Here is a 17724-nt window from a genome sequence, read left to right as displayed (position 1 = left end):
AAAGCACGTAATGGAAACACCCGAAAACGAAATATTTAGAGATAGTATAAGCACTGTTACCGATGAGGGTAAAAGAGCTTGGGTATATCCAAAAAAGCCGGAGGGGCGTTATTACGAATGGCGCAAACTAGTAAGCTATGGGCTATTGGCGATACTCTTTGTATCCCCTTTTTTGAAAATTGAGGGAAATCAATTTTTGATGTTTAATGTACTAGAAAGACGCTTCAATATTTTCGGTCAGCCATTTTGGCCGCAAGATTTTCATCTTTTTGTAATTATGATGATTATCGGAGTGGTATTTGTCGTATTCTTTACCGTAGCATTCGGACGTTTATTTTGCGGTTGGGTATGCCCCCAAACCATTTTCATGGAAATGGTATTTAGGCGTATCGAGTATTGGATAGATGGTGATCGAGGTAAGCAAATTCGGTTGAATAAAATGCCGTGGAATGGTGAAAAAATCAGAAAACGCACATTAAAATGGGGGGTCTTTTTTATCATCTCTTTTTTGATTGCTAATGTGTTTCTAGCCTATTTAATTGGGAGTGACCAGTTATTGCGTTATGTTACTGATGGCCCAGCAAGTCATTTAAGCACCTTTATATCCCTACTCATTTTTACCGGAGTATTTTATTTTGTATTCGCCTGGTTTAGAGAACAGGTATGTATTATCGCTTGTCCCTACGGCAGACTACAAGGTGTACTATTAGATAATAAATCGATCGTGGTGGCATACGATCATAAACGAGGTGAAAAAGAGGCTGGTCGCGCAAAGTTTAAAAAGAACGAAGATCGACCTAGCACAGGGAAAGGAGATTGTATTGACTGTTTTCAATGTGTACATGTCTGTCCTACCGGAATAGATATACGGAATGGTACCCAATTAGAATGTATTAATTGTACTGCCTGTATTGATGCATGCGATAAAATGATGGAAAATGTGGGGTTACCCAAAGGGTTAATACGTTATGCAAGCGAGGAAAACATAGAAAAGAAAGCCAAATTCACTTTTAGCCCCCGGCTTAAAGGTTACAGTGCAGTTCTTGCAATTCTCATTTCAGTGTTAGTGGGAATGCTTTTTCTTCGAAACGATTTGGAAGCACGTATTCTGCGTTTACCTGGACAACTTTATGAGCATAAGGCCAATAATATTATCAGCAATGTATATACCTATAAGTTGGTTAACAAAACAAATAAGGATATTGCCAATGTCACCTTTAAGCTATTGTCACATAAGGGTACCATTAAAGTAGTTTCACATGAGCGATTCAGTGTTCCGCAGCAAGGCTTGGCAGAAGGTACACTTTTCATTGAGCTTAATGCAAGCGCACTAGAAGGTGATAAAGATCAATTAGAAATAGGCGTATATAGTAAAGAAGATTTAATAGAAACAACAACCACTGCTTTTCTTGGACCTAGAAGTTATAACTAGACCGATCAGCAGCGAAAATAATGTGGTAAAAATTAGAGTCGTACTAAAAAAATTAAATATGAAATGGAATTGGGGAAAAGGAATCGTGGTAGCAATGATAGGCTTTATGGGATTTATCTTGTATTTGGTTATTACAATGAGCACCGACAACGCATACCATCACGATTTGGTAACCGAAGAGTACTATGCGAAAGAAATGGTATACCAAAATGAGATAGATCAGGAAAGCAACTTAAACAATCTTTCTACCGCACTGACGGGACAGAAAACAACCAAAGGTTGGCTAATTAATTTTCCTGAAGAAATTAAGAATGAAAACACGAAAGGTACAGTGTTCCTTTACAGACCGTCGAACCAGAAACTGGATTTTGACTTTCCATTAGTCCTATCCGGATCTAATTTGCTCATACCTGACCAAAGACTGGTCGATGGTCGCTGGAACATTACTATACAATGGGAGACCAATAACAAAACCTATCTCTATAAAAAATCAATTTTATACTGATGATTTATACAGCATTCATATTAGGGCTTTTAGGAAGTTTCCATTGTGTGGGAATGTGTGGTCCTATAGCTTTCCTACTACCTCTTGATAGAAAGAACAAAACCAAGCGTTTCTTTGAAATTGTCAGTTACCATACTGGTAGGATTGGCACCTATGCCTTATTAGGACTACTGTTTGGGTGGCTAGGTAGCCGGCTCGAGTTATTTGGGTTTCAACAACGCCTATCTATTATAATAGGACTCCTAATGATTACTCTAATGCTAATTCCTAAACGATTTTTAGGAAGGTATCAATTTTCAAAACCAATTTACACAGTGGTATCCAAATTAAAATCGACCATGGGCGCGCAGTTAAAAAAAAAGGATCCAGGAACTTTTTTTACCCTTGGTTTTCTGAACGGGTTATTACCTTGTGGTTTGGTCTACCTAGCAATTTTCGGTGCTATTGGCAGCGGGAAAATAGTTGAAGGAAGTCTCTACATGGCAGTTTTTGGACTCGGTACTATCCCATTAATGACTACTGCTATTTATTTGGGTAATTTTTTAAAACAGCAAGTAAAAAGAAGAATCTTGCAGTGGATACCTATGTTTGTTGTGATTATAGGACTATTATTTGTTTTAAGAGGATTGGGATTAGGTATACCCTATATTTCTCCATCGAATACCGTAGCGGTTGAGCAGGTAAGTTCCCAACAAAGCTGCCATTAACAAAGAACTTAATTATACGGTCATTGAAAAAAGCTTTGTATCCGGCTTTTTTCGCTGTAATCTGATGTCAAATGGAAGGCAGATATTGCGTACAAACGGTTTACCTTTTTCTGTAACTTCAATTTTTTTAGGACTTATAACAACCAACCCGTCTTTTTCCAGTTCTAGTAGCTTCGTAACAATATCAGGAAGCTCAGGAAAAAAGGCTGCTTCACTCTCCCAAGTTGTTTTAAAAGAGCACATTATATTAAGGATATGCCTTCTAATGATTAGATCTTCTTGAGTAAGTATATGCCCCCTATACACTGGAAAAACATCGTTATTAATCAGATCCTGATATGCTTCTACACTCTTTGTATTTTGTGCAAAACCATACCAACTGTCACTAATAGCAGATACGCCCAAGCCGATCATCAATTTAGTTTTACTAGCGCTATAGCCCATAAAATTACGATGAAGAGTGCCATTTCTTTTTGCAATACTTAAATCATCAGTAGGTAATGCAAAGTGATCCATACCTATTTCGTCATAACCAGCATCTAATAGCATCTTCTTTCCCATCTCATACTGCAAACGTTTTTGATCTGGTGATGGAAGATCTTCCTCTTTAAATCCGCGTTGACCATTTCCCTTTATCCATGGTACATGAGCATAACTATAAAAAGCAATACGGTCAGGCATTAATTCTATCGTTTTTTCAATGGTATTTTTCACGTGGTCTTTAGTCTGAAAAGGGAGTCCGTATATAATATCATGCCCAACTGAAGTATAGCCCAGTTCTCTTGCCTTAACGGTTGCGTCTTTTACATTTTCAAACGGCTGTACTCTATTAATAGCCTTTTGCACCATAATGTTGTAATCTTGAACTCCGTAGCATACCCGCGTAAAACCGCTTTCCGCCAAAACAGCCAAGTGCTCTTTGGTAGTATTATTAGGATGTCCTTCAAAACTAAATTCAACCTTTTCTGCCCTATTTGCAATTCTAAAAATACCTTCAATTAGGAATTTTAAATTCGCATGCGAAAAAAAAGTGGGAGTGCCTCCTCCCAAATGAATTTGTGAGACTGTAGGTCGGCGTCCCATTAGATTTACATACATATTGAACTCCTTCAAAACACTTTTGATATATGGGATTTCCAATTGATGATTCTTGGTAATACGTTTAGTGCAACCGCAAAAGGTGCACATGCTTTCGCAAAAAGGAAGATGGATATAAAGGCTTGTTCCCTCATGTTCATTGCTTTCATCAAAGCTACGTTTGACTGATGTTTTCCAACTTTGCAAGCTAAACAGATCTTGGTCCCAATAAGGAACAGTTGGGTAACTAGTGTAGCGAGGTCCCGCTACGTTGTATTTTGAAACTAATGTACACATGGTCAATAATAACGTATTAAGAGGATTGTTCGAACTTTGATGATACGGTTTTAATAGTGCATCAAAAAGGATTTAGTGCACTAGAAAGAATGGTACCCAACACTTCAAATTTTTAACTTTCGCAAATCTAGGATACCCCCGTTATGAAAAAGATGACATTTGTCATTCAAATAATTTAAAAAGGTGAAAAACGATCTACCATTCAGCAGGAACTATGCAAAGTCTGGTACTTACCTTTAAAACTCGATTATTACAATTACTAATTGAGCATACTGTTAGCTAAGGCGTCTCAGGTTTATGTTGTATGATAGGAAGCACCAAATACAACATCTCTTTTAATTTTTACATCAAATCTGGTATATATATCGATACTAATTCAGTTAATTTTGTAATTAAAATTGCGACTACCATGAAATACTCCGCTTTTATTCTGATCACAATCTTTTTGATGCTGTCATGCCGTTCTGAATCGGTTAATGTTACTGTTGTTCCTACAGAGGACTCAGTCGAGGAACAACCCGTTGATGAAAATCCGGATAACGGAGATAATGAAGCGAGTGAGTTTGATAATGGTACCATGAGAGGGCTCTCTTCAATGGAGATTGTCGCCGAAATGAAAATAGGTTGGAATTTAGGAAACAGCTTAGATGCCGAAGGAGATAACGAAACAGTATGGGGTAATCCAGTTACTACTAAAGCTATGATCGATGAAGTGGCCAACAGAGGTTTTAACATCCTAAGAGTTCCTGTAACATGGCGTTTTCACCAAGGTACTGCACCCAATTACACTATCGAAAAAGATTGGTTAGATCGTGTTGAAGAAGTAGTTAACTATGGTAGAGCCAATAATATGTATGTAATCATCAATGTGCATCATGATGACACCTGGATTATTCCTACCTACAATGAAGGCGATGCAGTGAAAGCACGACTTTCTAAGTTATGGACTCAAGTAGCAAATCGATTTAAGAATTATAGTGATTATCTAATTTTTGAAACTTTGAACGAGCCACGTTTCGAAAATTCTGCTGAAGAATGGAGCGGAGGTACCGCAGAAGGAAGGGATATGGTGAACCAATACCATAAAACGAGTCTTGATGCCATCAGAGCCACCGGAGGTAATAATAGTACCCGAAAGATTATGATATCTACCTATGCTGCCAGCACCTTACCAATAACAATGAATGCTTTGGTAATACCCAATAACGATGTGAACACTATAGTTTCACTTCATTCATATTTCCCGTTTCCATTTACGTTGGAAGGTACTGATAGCACGTGGGGTACAGATGATGACAAGGCACAACTTATTGCCGAAATGGATCGTATTAAAGCCAAGTTTGTCGATAATGGCAAAGCAGTTGTTTTAGGCGAATGGAGTTCAGGAAATCAAAATAATACCGCTGACCGTCTGGAACATGCTTCATTTTACGCCAATGCCGCAGCAGAAAGAGGTTTGGCCAGTGTTTGGTGGGATAATGGGAATAGTGGCGTTTCTAATGATGGGCTGGCTATTTTTAACAGACAGACCTTAAGTTGGCCATTTGGCGAAATTGCTGATGCAATAGTTAAGGCCTATGAATAACCCTTCATAATATAGTAGTGATATCAAGATAATCTTGGTGTTTGCTTATAAATCATTAACTTAAGTTTTCTTCATTTCGATTAAAACGGGTAAAAACGTAAACTGTTTTATACCGAAGGAGCGGTATGCTTTATTTAAATTACCTGATCGATAGACGAAATGAACGCTGAATAATATCTATATCCTAACTGTTTATAACTAACCTAAATGAATGCAATTAAATACATCGTATTAATAACTGTCTTATTTGTTGTCCTCGGATGTTCTAATTCTTCATCTGATACAAAAACAAAAGTGGAAGAAAATACACCTACAATTAATTTTGAGCAAAAAGCAAAAGAACTTATTGCGGCAATGACCTTAGAAGAAAAGGTATCACAAATGAGTTATGAGTCGCCCGCAATAAAGCGGCTTGATATACCGGAGTACAACTGGTGGAATGAATGCTTGCATGGTGTTGGTCGTGCCGGAAAGGCTACGGTATTTCCACAGGCCATTGGTTTGGCAGCAACATTTGACAAAAATCAAATGTCAGAGATATCAGCCATTATATCAGATGAAGCCCGGGCAAAGCACCATGAATTTGCTTCTAGAGGCAAGCGCGGTATTTATCAAGGCCTGACGTATTGGACACCGAATATTAATATTTTTCGTGATCCTAGATGGGGCCGTGGCATGGAAACATATGGTGAAGATCCTTATCTGGCAGGAGAACTAGCAGTACGATTTATTAAAGGGCTACAAGGTGATGACCCAAATTATTTGAAATTGGTTGCCACTGCTAAACACTTTGCCGTGCATAGCGGACCGGAGGCAGATCGACATAGTTTTAATGCAGTGCCTAGCCCACAAGATTTTTTAAATACGTATAGCCCACATTTTGAAAAAGTAGTGAAAGAAGCAGGGGTTTATTCCATCATGTGTGCCTATAATAGCTATAACGGAGAACCCTGTTGTGGAAACAAGGAACTAAATAATCTGTTACGCGACGACTGGGGTTTTAATGGCTATGTCGTTTCTGACTGTTGGGCAATTAAAGATTTTTATAATCAAGGAGCACATGAAATAAGTGCAGATGCGAAAGAAGCTTCTGCTGTGGCAGTAAAAGCTGGTACGGATTTAAATTGTGGCGATTCGTATCCTGCCTTAGTAGCAGCGGTCAAAGATGGTTTGATTACTGAAGCAGAACTAGATGTGTCACTTGAACGATTATTAATTGCACGATTAAAACTTGGCTTGTTTGCCCCTGAAGGTGCTATTAAATATGAACATATTCCTTTTGACGTTGTTGATTCTGAAAAGCATCGTCTGGCAGCATTAGTGACTGCACGCAAATCAATAGTGCTTCTTAAAAATGAAAATAATCTGCTTCCACTAAATAAAAATGATGTAACAAAAGTTGCCGTGATTGGTTCAAATGCTGATGATCTAGAGGTGTTATTAGGAAACTACAACGGATATCCAACAGTACCGATTACCCCTTTGGCGGGAATAAAACAAAAACTACCAAATGCCGAGATCACGTATGCAGTAGGTTGTAAGTTAGCAGAAGGACTTCCAGTATTCGAAGCTATGCCCGAATCGGTATTATTTACAGACAGTACTTTAGAAGTTAATGGATTAAAAGGTGAGTACTACGACAATGTTTCATTTGAAGGAAATCCGAAACACGCTAGAGTAGATAAGACCGTAGATTTTACATGGCGTACCACTCCCCCATTTGATGATATGAGCTATGACCAATACGCTGTTAAATGGACAGGTATCCTTTCTGTTGATAAAACAGGAAATTATGCCTTAGGTGGTGAGGCATTCTCTTCAATGAAGTTGTTTTTAGATGATAAGCTTTTAATGGAGCGTCATGATGTACATCACCCTAAAAAAATATATGAATATGTCAAACTAGAAGCTCGTAAACAATATAAGATTCGCTTTGAGTGTGTTCAGGATAATACCGAGCATGCAATCATGAGATTACTTTGGGAATCACCGAACGATAATTTACAGCAAGAAGCTATTGCCAATGCAAAAGATGCTGATGTGGTTGTTTTGTGTATGGGAATAAGTCCGCTTTTAGAAGGTGAAGAAATGAAGGTTAAAGTAGATGGATTCTCCGGTGGTGATCGTGTACATACAAAGCTTCCAAAAACTCAAACCGATTTGATAAAGAAAATAAATGCATTAGGCAAACCTACCGTTTTAGTATTATTGAATGGTAGTGCACTTTCTGTTAATTGGGAAAACGATAATGTTGCATCTATTATCGAAGCATGGTATCCCGGACAAGCTGGAGGTACGGCTATCGCCGATGTTATATTTGGTGATTACAACCCGGCAGGAAGATTACCGGTAACTTTCTACAAGGACATCAACGACATTCCGCCGTTTAGCGATTATGACATGAAAGGAAAAACCTATCGCTACTTTAAGGGAGACCCGTTATATGAATTCGGTTATGGCCTGAGCTATTCAAAATTTAAATATAGTAATCTGAAAGTCCTTAATGAGATTGAATCAGGTAACAATCTTGAAATAACTGTCGATATCGAAAATATTGGGGCACTAGCTGGTGAAGAAGTTGTTCAGATATATATTGAAAACCCAAATGCAGATTCTTTTAACCCTCATAAAACACTGGTCGCTTTCGACAGAACATATTTTAAAGCAGGTGAAAAAAGAACACTCTCGTTTACTATTAAAAAAGATCAACTAAGTATTGTTAATAATAACGGAGAAAAGGTAGTACAACCCGGAGAATACAAAATTTCAGCTGGTGGTGCACAATCATCAGAAACACGAATTAGGGATGCTAAGGTAGTGGTAGAAGATATCACCATTTCCGGAAATCCCATAAAATTATAATCTCCTTATTTTCTTTTAGTATTTTCATACATATAAAATGAAACTGCAACAATTAGTAATACCTAACTACAATGTTTTATATCGGTTTTGATATTGGTAGTTCTTCAGTTAAGGCTTCTTTGGTAGATGGTATTACTGCAAAGGCTGTATGTACCATTCAAGAACCTGCTAAAGAGATGCAAATAATAAGTGATCATGCTCTTTGGGCAGAGCAAAACCCCAACATGTGGTGGAACCATGTATGTAACGCATCTAAACGTCTTTTAAAAGAAAACAACATAACCAACAAACAAATAAAAGGTGTAGGTATTGCGTATCAAATGCATGGTTTGGTCACGGTCGACAGTGATGGAGAAGTTATTAGAAACGCTATCATTTGGTGTGACAGTCGAGCCGTTTCTTTAGGCGAGGAGGCTTTTAAACAAATCGGCGAAACAACATGTATGGAACACATGCTAAATTCTCCTGCAAATTTTACAGCCTCTAAACTAGCATGGGTGCAGAGAAATGAACCTGCTAACTATGACAAAATTGATAAGTTCATGCTTCCTGGTGATTTTATTGCTTATAAATTTTCAGGGGAAATAAATACCACAATAGCTGGCCTTTCTGAAGGAGTGCTTTGGGATTTTAAGAGCTCTGAACCCGCTAAACAGGTGTTAGACCATTACGGAATTGACCATTCGCTTGTGCCTGAAGTTGTTGATACCTTTAGTGTACAATCAAAAGTTTCTGAAAAAGGTGCCTTGGAAAGTGGTTTACGAAAAGGAACTCCTATTCTATATCGTGCGGGAGACCAACCTAATAATGCTTTGGCACTTAATGTTTTAAATCCAGGTGAAGTTGCAGCGACTGGTGGTACATCGGGAGTGCTGTATGCAATATCTGATAATCTGAAATCATCGGAAGGTATAAAACTGAATAATTTTGCTCATGTTAATCATACCGAGGCGGCACCAAGAATAGGCAAATTACTTTGCATTAATGGAGCAGGAATACAATACCGATGGCTGAAAGATATTTTAAACCTCTCAAAGAATTCTTATGAAGTAATGAATTCGCACGCAGCGGAAGTACCTGTAGGAGCAGATAATCTGCAGCTCATTCCTTTCGGAAATGGTGCGGAAAGAATGTTTGACAATAAAACTATTGGCAGTCACTTAAGTAACATCAATCTTAATAAACATACGCAACCTCATATATGTAGAGCCGCCCTTGAAGGAATCGCTTTTTCATTTGTATACGGTATGGAAATTTTAAAAAACGATCATACACCTATCAATTTGATAAGAACAGGTAACGATAACCTATTTAGGTCTTCTATCTTTTCAAATACAGTAGCTACCCTAATTGACCAAGAAATTGAATTATACAACACCACTGGTGCTGTTGGAGCCGCCCGAGCAGCGGGGATGGCAGATAAAGCCTTCGACAACTTTAGTACAGTGGTTACTAACAATGACTATCTTAAAACATTTAAACCTATTAAAGAAAAGGCGGTTTACACCAAGGCCTATGAGCGGTGGAAGGCAACATTACACAAAATTTTAAATTAAGAAAACAACATAATGGCAAGCACTAACAATACATATTTCAAATCGATTGATACCATCAAGTATGAAGGAAAAGATTCTGATAACCCTTTGGCATTCAAATATTACAATCCTGATCAAATCATTGCAGGAAAAACTATGCGAGAGCATTTTAAGTTTGCTGTCGCCTATTGGCACTCGTTTTGTGGAACAGGTGCAGACCCTTTTGGTCCTGGTACATTACAACATCAATGGGATATTGCCGGTGACGCTTTAGAAGCGGCTAAGCAAAAAGCTGACGCTGCTTTTGAACTCATCTCCAAATTAGGGTTTGACTACTATTGTTTTCATGACTATGATCTCATTCAAGAAGGGTCATCATTCACTGAATCAGAACATCGATTACAACAAATCGTTTCTTATTTAAAGCAAAAACAACAGGACTCCGGTATCAAATTGTTGTGGGGTACTTCCAATTGTTTTTCCAACCCTAGATACATGAACGGAGCCGCTACAAATCCGGAATTCAATGTAGTAGCCAGAGCTGCAGGACAGGTAAAATTAGCATTAGATGCTACGATTGAACTAGGTGGTGAGAACTATGTTTTCTGGGGTGGTCGTGAAGGGTATATGAGTCTGCTCAATACCAACATGAAACGGGAACAAGATCATATGGCGATGTTTTTAGCAAAAGCTCGAGATTACGCGAGGACTCAAGGCTTTGAAGGTACTTTTTTCATTGAACCCAAACCTATGGAGCCGATGAAACATCAGTATGATTTTGATACAGCAACATCTATTGCGTTTTTAAGGCAATACGGATTAGAAAAAGACTTTAAAATTAATATTGAGGTAAATCATGCTACACTAGCGCAACATACATTTCAACATGAATTACAGGTAGCCGCGGATGCCGGTATGTTAGGTAGTATCGATGCCAATCGCGGTGATTATCAAAACGGTTGGGACACCGATCAGTTCCCAAATAACATATACGAAGTGACCGAAGCCATGTTGGTATTTTTAGAGGCAGGAGGCTTACAAGGAGGCGGAATCAATTTTGACGCCAAAATAAGAAGAAACTCTACGGATATTGAAGATATCTTTTTAGCACATATAGGCGGTGCCGATGTTTTTGCCCGTGCATTAATTACCGCAGATAAAATAGCTTCTTCGTCTAACTACAATAAGTTAAGAGCGGAAAGATACGCTTCGTTCGATAACGGCTCTGGAAAAGCATTTGAACAAGGCTCCCTTGATTTCAATCAATTGTACGATATCGCTAGAGAAAATGGTGAATTACCACTTGTAAGCGGTAAACAAGAATTGTTTGAAAACATTATCAACCAATACATTTAACGAAATATGGAGTCGGTTTTAGAATTTGGTGATTGGATTGTTCTGGGCATTTATTTCTTGGCCTTAGTAGGAGTAGCAGTATGGGTAATTCTGCAGAAAAATAAGAATACAGAAGATTACTTTCTAGCAGGACGCAACGTAGGTTGGTTTGTGATTGGGGCATCTATTTTTGCATCCAATATCGGTTCAGAACATGTTGTAGGATTGGCCGGTACAGGATTCGAATCTGGAACTCCCATGGCACATTACGAGTTGCACGCATGGATAGTATTACTTTTAGGATGGTTATTCCTTCCTTTTTATATTAGAAGTGGTGCATTCACCATGCCTGAATTTCTTGAGAAACGTTTTGACAGCAGATCAAGATGGTTCTTATCCGTTTTTTCATTAGTAGGATATGTAATTACTAAAGTTTCTGTAACCATTTATGCTGGAGGCATTGTAGTCTCTGAATTATTAGGTGTTTCCTTTTGGGGTGGTGCTATTGGTATTGTCATTTTTACGGGTATCTATACAATTATTGGTGGGATGAAAGCTGTTATTTATACAGAGACCTTACAAACTGTTATACTTATTGTTGGATCACTTATTATCACCTTTCTTGGACTTCAAGAAGTTGGCGGATGGACCGTAATGGCTGATACGGTAAAAGAAGTGAGTCCGCAACACTTTAATATGTGGCGCCCAATGACCGACCCTGATTTTCCATGGACTGGGCTACTCATTGGCGGTACTATTGTTGGAATATGGTACTGGTGTACTGATCAATACATTGTGCAACGCACACTGGCTGCCAATAATATTAAAATAGGACGTCGTGGTGCGATCTTCGGGGCTTACTTAAAATTGCTTCCAATATTCATTTTTCTGATTCCAGGAATTATTGCTTTTGCGTTAACCATAAAAAACCCAGAACTATTTAGTGTTGAAAAAGCTGATCGTGCATTCCCAATGTTGGTTAAAACGTTATTGCCAGTGGGGTTAAAAGGACTAGTGGCTGGAGGATTAATAGCGGCATTAATGAGTTCACTAGCCTCGGTATTTAATTCATGTTCGACCATTTTCACTATTGATATTTATAAAAAATTAAAGCCTCATAAGGATGAAAAGCAACTATTAAAAACCGGCAAAATAGCAACTGCATTTATCGTGGTTTTAGGGATTTTTTGGATTCCAGTGATGGAAAAAATTGGAGGCGGTGTCATGTATCAATACCTTCAGAATGTACAATCATACATTGCACCTCCGGTAACCACAGTATTTCTTTTAGGAATTATATGGAAACGTGTAAATTCCAAAGCTGCAATCACAACCCTTTTAGCAGGTTTGGTGCTATTAATTGCTAGGTTAACTAGCGAGATTGCGTATCAACCAGAAATTGAACATTTCAAGCAAACGGGTGAGCAAATCGCTTTTGGTTTTGCCTATATCTTTGCTACCATCAACTTTGCCCATATGGCTATTTTTATGTTCATATTTTCAGTTGGACTGTGCATAAGTGTATCCCTAGCTACAAATCCACCAAATTACCAAGCTATCAAAGGGTTGTCATTTGGTACTTTGAGTGTCGAGGATAAAGCAATTGCTAAGAAAAGTTATGATACTATAGATGTCATTCTCTCAGTCTTGTTGGTGGTCATTGTGATCGGAATACTAACGTACTTTACAGGATAGTTCGAGACTTTTTCACTCACACTAATTAGCGATTCTTAGCTCGAATAAATCAAGGGGTTGTTCACAATATTCTCACCTCTTGCATGATATAATTTATGATTGGGATTATGTGAAGCATCAAACTTCATATCGAGTGCAAAATAACGCATAGTGTAACCGCATCTTCTATTCTCAGAAGTATTTGCATTGGCGCCATGAATAATTCGAGCATCGTGAACAGAATACTGCCCTTTTTGCAACTCAAACCACACAACATCATTCAAATTAAAAGTTCCCTTTTTAATCTCGGTACTAAATGTGCTGTTTTCGACATCCGCTACCTCCTCATATTCTGAAAATCCGTTGTTATGGGTACCGGGAACCACACCCATGCATCCATTTGAAATATTGGAATTGTCTATAGCCAACCAGATAGTAACTATTTTGTTTAGTTCGTCAAATTTACCTTCCCAGTAAGCACTATCCTCATGCCAGGGGGTACGTCTCCCCTTGCCCGGTTCTTTAGATATAAAATGACTACTAAAAAGACCTATATTCGACCCGATTAGACTTTCAACTACATCTAAAACTTCGGGAGCCAGCAGAAATTTTAAAAGACGTTGATCACGAAAGTGCGGAGTATCCAACTCATCAGATAGCTTTTTGCCCTTATGTTTTAAGTGCTCCTCAAAAATTGCTGTTAATTGCTGTTGCTTCTGTGGAGAGAAAAGCAATTCATTGGGTAACAAGTACCCATTTTTTCTATAAAATTCAATCTGTTCTCTATTTAATCTATTGTCGGTTCCTATAGTTGTCATTATGTTACTTTATATTGAATTTCGCATAAAACAAAATTCATAATTAATCTTCATGCAAATTTGATCTATACCATCAATTTTTTATAGTATTTTGAATAAATTGCTTTTTTATGATTTATTATATCCATATTTACCATTTTAAAATTCATAATAGTATAAAAAACACGCAATGGAGAGTAATGTAACGATTGGATTAAATGAAAAAATCGCCTACGGTGCTGGTGATTTTGCATCCTCCATGTTTTGGAAACTTTTTTCAATGTTTCTTCTTTTTTTTTATACAGATGTTTTTGGCATTTCGGCCGCTACCGTTGGTACCATGTTCCTAGTTACCCGAATCTGGGATGCTGCTAATGACCCCATAATGGGCATCATATGTGACAGGACCAAAACACGTTGGGGTAAGTTTAGACCCTATCTTTTATACCTCGCTATTCCTTTTGCAATAATCGGAGTGCTTACATTTAGCAATCCTGACTTGTCAGAAACCGGTAAGGTAGTATATGCCTATATCACTTATTCGTTAATGATGATGGTATACACCGGTGTCAATGTTCCATATGCCTCACTTATGGCCGTGATGACTAGTAATATTGGAGAGCGAACCTCGTTAGCCTCATGGCGCCTAATAGGAGCTTTTTCTGGGGGGCTTTTTGTGACCTTGACTGCTAATTATTTAGTAGACTTTTTTGGCAGCAACAGCACAAATAGCATTGATTATGGAAAAGGGTATCAATATGCGATCATTATTTTTGGAGTACTTGCAGCGCTGCTATTTATTGTGACTTTTTTGGGGACCAAAGAACGACTTGAACCTCCAAAAGAGGAAAAAAGTTCATTAACGGTAGATATCGTGAATCTAATAAAAAATGGCCCTTGGCTTATTCTTTTGGGTGCCGCTGTTTTCAATAATATTTTCAATACCCTTAGAGACGGCACTACATTATATTACTTTAAATATTTTATTGAGGATCAAACACTAGCACTTTTTGGCACAACTTATAATTTTTCTCATGACGTGCTAGCCTCTGCCTATCTTTCTGTATGGGTCGGAACCAATATTATAGGTGTTATATTGGCTAAACCGCTGGCTTTCAGAATAGGTAAGAAAAAAGCATTTTTTTATTCCATATTGGTTTCATCAATACTAAGTATTGCATTCTATTTTTTAGAGCCGCATCAGCTTATCGCTATTTTCGGGTTAAATATTCTCATCGGTATTTCCGCAGGTATTGTCATGCCACTTCTCTGGGCCATGTATGCTGATATTGCCGATTATTCTGAATGGAAAAATGGCAAGCGGTCCACGGGACTAATATTTTCATCTTCTTCTATGTCTCAGAAATTTGGATGGACAATTGGCGGTGCACTTACTGGATGGATTCTTTCTTATCTCGGTTTTGAGGCCAATGCTGAACAAACTGAATCTACCGTAATGGGTATTCGTTTGATGATTAGTGTATTTGCCGGTGTAGCAGGAATCATTGCTGCAACTTTTGTTATGCTATACAAACTTGATGAACCGAGCATGAAAAAAATTCAATGTGACTTAAATTCCATGAGAAAATGACATTTGAAGAAAGACTGTCTCTTTTAAGACAACAACATAAAGAGCTTATTCAAAAAGAAAATGTGCCCGTAGGTGAACATAATGGCATTTACAAACGTTATTCGAATCCGGTTTTAGAGGCAGAGCATATACCACTTGAGTGGCGTTTTGACCTGGATAAAAAAACAAATCCTTTCTTACAGGAACGCTTGGGTGTTAACGCCGTATTCAATCCAGGGGCTATTTTAATAAATGGCAAAGTACTTTTAGTAGCACGTGTTGAAGGATATGATCGAAAATCGTTCTTTGCTGTTGCTGAAAGTCAATCAGGTGTTGACAAGTTCCAGTTTTGGGATGAACCGATAGTTTTAAATGAAACTGATTCTCCTGACACGAATGTATACGATATGCGAGTGGTTCAACATGAGGATGGTTGGATTTACGGAACTTTTTGTACGGAAAGAAAAGACCCCAACGCCTTGAAAAATGATACCGTTTCAGCAATTGCCTCCTGCGGTATAGCTCGTACTAAAGATTTAAAAAAATGGGAGCGTTTACCTGATTTGTTAAGCAATTCAGGACAGCAAAGAAACGTGGTGTTACACCCTGAATTTGTTGATGGAAAATATGCGCTCTATACTCGCCCTCAAGATGGTTTCATTAAAGTAGGCGACGGCGGTGGAATAGCATGGGGACTTACCGATAGTATGGAAAATGCCAAGGTGCTTAGCGAAAAAATAATGGATAATAGAGTATATCATACCATTAATGAAGTTAAAAACGGTCAAGGCCCGGCACCCATAAAGACGGATGAGGGGTGGTTGCATTTGGCCCATGGTGTTCGCAATACAGCTGCTGGACTTCGGTATGTGCTATACCTTTTTATGACTGATTTAAAAGAACCTTGGCTTATAAAATACAAACCAAGTGGGTATTTTATGGCTTCAGTTAAAGATGAACGAGTAGGTGATGTATCTAATGTATTATTTTGCAATGGTTGGGTGGTAAAAGACAAAAAAGTTTATATCTATTATGCCAGTTCAGATACTAGGATTCATGTAGCCGAAAGCAGCGTTGAACAATTGATTGATTATGTACAAAATACACCTGAAGACGCATTACGTTCTTACGCTTCCGTTCAACAGAGACTTCAATTGATTCGAAAAAATAATAAACTGATATGAAAATTATTAGAGAACATGTCACGCTATCGGAAGATGAGCTCTTTGTAGTCAGTATTTTTGAAGGTGATGAAATTGATTTGAGTTACCCTTTTCATCAACATGAAAAAGCCTATGAACTAACTATTACTTTGGGCCTTACAGGTACTCGTATGGTAGGTGACCATACGTCCCAATTTTCAGGTGAAGATGTAGTCTTAATCGCTCCTGGAACACCCCATTGTTGGCAAGATCATGGAATTCAGGATAAAACAAATAGCAAGATTGTTGTCATACAATTTCTTGATACAATTGTTTCACAACAACTGTTACTATCTAAAGCCATGATTAATGTAAAAAAGGCATTAGAAAATGCTGCCTATGGCCTTGAGTTAAAAGGATCAGATAAAAGGAAAGTACTACAATGGATGGCTGCGTTAGAGTTTGAAAACACCTTTGACACCTACATTTTTATCTTGAAAGTATTAAAGCTTTTTGGGAAAATTGAGCTAGTTAAAAGATTATGTAGTCATGGATACGTACCAGCAACAAATAAAAATGGAGCAAGAAGGTTAGAAACTGTTTTACAATACATCCAAAAAAACTATTCCAGAAAACTTTTGGTGGCAGAAGTTGCCGATCAAATTCATATGTCTCCCTCTGCCTTTAGCCACTACTTTAAAAAACATACGCTTAAAAGTTTTGCCAGCTATTTGATGGAAATGCGCCTTGGTAAAGCAGCACAATTATTACAACATTCTGAATTACCAGTGGGTGATGTTTCTGTAGAAAGTGGCTTTCAAAACGTGTCACATTTCAATCGTAGTTTTAGCAAATATTATAACACTACTCCGCTCAAATTCAGAAAACAATTGTTTTAAAATAGTTTAATATGAAAATATTCGGAAAGAAAAATAATCTGATAAATTCTAGAATTTGTCAGATTATTTTTTTAGAAGACAGTATCATGGGTACGGTGCAAAATTTGAATTCATATCCCTTTATGATCAGCACTGTATCATAACCTCTCACAACTTGCAGAGATCTTATTCATATATACAAATCCAACTTAAAATTCATTTTTACAATTTTTTTTTAGGGGTTGTTTAACTATCCATATTTATTTATCTTAAACTCTAACACTTAATAATTAACTTTTTGCAGGGCAATATCCTGTACTATTTCAAC

The 17724-nt window shown here is 37.7% G+C and carries 13 protein-coding genes; 11 read left to right on the top strand and 2 right to left on the bottom strand.

All coding sequences use genetic code 11. From position 1 onward, the window contains the following. Positions 1-10 precede the first annotated feature (10 nt). The 3 genes from ccoG to ABN763_RS11920 are packed head-to-tail and all read left to right on the top strand — an operon-like array spanning position 11 to position 2644. The gene (ccoG, locus tag ABN763_RS11930) at positions 11-1432 is read left to right on the top strand and encodes a cytochrome c oxidase accessory protein CcoG (RefSeq protein ID WP_410485697.1); all 1422 of its coding nucleotides are present in this window, start codon (positions 11-13) and stop codon (positions 1430-1432) included. 58 nt (positions 1433-1490) lie between these two features. Further along, complete coding sequence (locus ABN763_RS11925) at positions 1491-1937, top strand: FixH family protein (protein ID WP_410485696.1); 447 nt, start codon at positions 1491-1493, stop codon at positions 1935-1937. Then, positions 1937-2644, top strand: a complete 708-nt coding sequence (locus ABN763_RS11920; RefSeq protein WP_410485695.1) for a sulfite exporter TauE/SafE family protein — start codon at positions 1937-1939, stop codon at positions 2642-2644. The genes ABN763_RS11925 and ABN763_RS11920 overlap by 1 nt, the downstream gene beginning before the upstream one ends. A 12-nt stretch (positions 2645-2656) precedes the next feature. Here ABN763_RS11920 and hemN read toward each other — a convergent pair whose 3' ends face one another. After that, entirely contained in the window at positions 2657-4018 is a 1362-nt protein-coding gene (gene hemN, locus ABN763_RS11915; protein ID WP_410485694.1) for an oxygen-independent coproporphyrinogen III oxidase, read from the bottom strand. 409 nt (positions 4019-4427) lie between these two features. Between hemN and ABN763_RS11910 the strand changes: the two genes are divergently transcribed. From ABN763_RS11910 to ABN763_RS11890, 5 genes are all read left to right on the top strand, one after another. Continuing rightward, positions 4428-5603 (top strand): glycoside hydrolase family 5 protein, encoded by a 1176-nt coding sequence (locus ABN763_RS11910; RefSeq protein WP_410485693.1) that lies wholly within the window; start codon positions 4428-4430, stop codon positions 5601-5603. 207 nt (positions 5604-5810) lie between these two features. Next, a complete protein-coding gene (locus tag ABN763_RS11905; RefSeq protein WP_410485692.1) occupies positions 5811-8465 on the top strand; it encodes a glycoside hydrolase family 3 C-terminal domain-containing protein in 2655 nt (884 codons plus the stop codon). A 71-nt stretch (positions 8466-8536) separates the two neighbouring features. Further along, positions 8537-10021: a xylulokinase gene (locus ABN763_RS11900; RefSeq protein WP_410485691.1), complete on the top strand. Its 1485-nt coding sequence runs from the start codon at positions 8537-8539 to the stop codon at positions 10019-10021. Between the two features lie 12 nt (positions 10022-10033). Continuing rightward, positions 10034-11356, top strand: coding sequence for a xylose isomerase (xylA, locus tag ABN763_RS11895; protein WP_410485690.1), 1323 nt, complete (start codon positions 10034-10036; stop codon positions 11354-11356). Between the two features lie 6 nt (positions 11357-11362). Continuing rightward, positions 11363-13030 (top strand): sodium:solute symporter, encoded by a 1668-nt coding sequence (locus tag ABN763_RS11890; protein WP_410485689.1) that lies wholly within the window; start codon positions 11363-11365, stop codon positions 13028-13030. Positions 13031-13065: 35 nt separating this feature from the next. Here ABN763_RS11890 and ABN763_RS11885 read toward each other — a convergent pair whose 3' ends face one another. Then, positions 13066-13827, bottom strand: coding sequence for a phytanoyl-CoA dioxygenase family protein (locus ABN763_RS11885; RefSeq protein WP_410485688.1), 762 nt, complete (start codon positions 13825-13827; stop codon positions 13066-13068). Positions 13828-13996: 169 nt separating this feature from the next. Between ABN763_RS11885 and ABN763_RS11880 the strand changes: the two genes are divergently transcribed. Genes ABN763_RS11880 through ABN763_RS11870 form a run of 3 tightly spaced genes read left to right on the top strand, consistent with a single transcriptional unit; the run spans position 13997 to position 17417 of the window. Then, positions 13997-15397, top strand: a complete 1401-nt coding sequence (locus ABN763_RS11880) for an MFS transporter (protein ID WP_410485687.1) — start codon at positions 13997-13999, stop codon at positions 15395-15397. Then, a complete protein-coding gene (locus ABN763_RS11875) occupies positions 15394-16560 on the top strand; it encodes a glycosidase (protein ID WP_410485686.1) in 1167 nt (388 codons plus the stop codon). Before ABN763_RS11880 ends, ABN763_RS11875 begins: the two co-directional genes overlap by 4 nt. Beyond that, on the top strand, positions 16557-17417 hold the full coding sequence (locus tag ABN763_RS11870; RefSeq protein WP_410485685.1) for an AraC family transcriptional regulator: 861 nt from the start codon (positions 16557-16559) through the stop codon (positions 17415-17417). Before ABN763_RS11875 ends, ABN763_RS11870 begins: the two co-directional genes overlap by 4 nt. Positions 17418-17724: the final 307 nt, after the last annotated feature.

The sequence above is a fragment of the Spongiivirga sp. MCCC 1A20706 genome, assembly GCF_046524175.1.
Lineage (GTDB): Bacteria > Bacteroidota > Bacteroidia > Flavobacteriales > Flavobacteriaceae > Spongiivirga.
The sequence above is the reverse complement of the archived record's forward strand: the minus strand, read 5'-3'. Positions and strand labels throughout refer to the sequence as shown.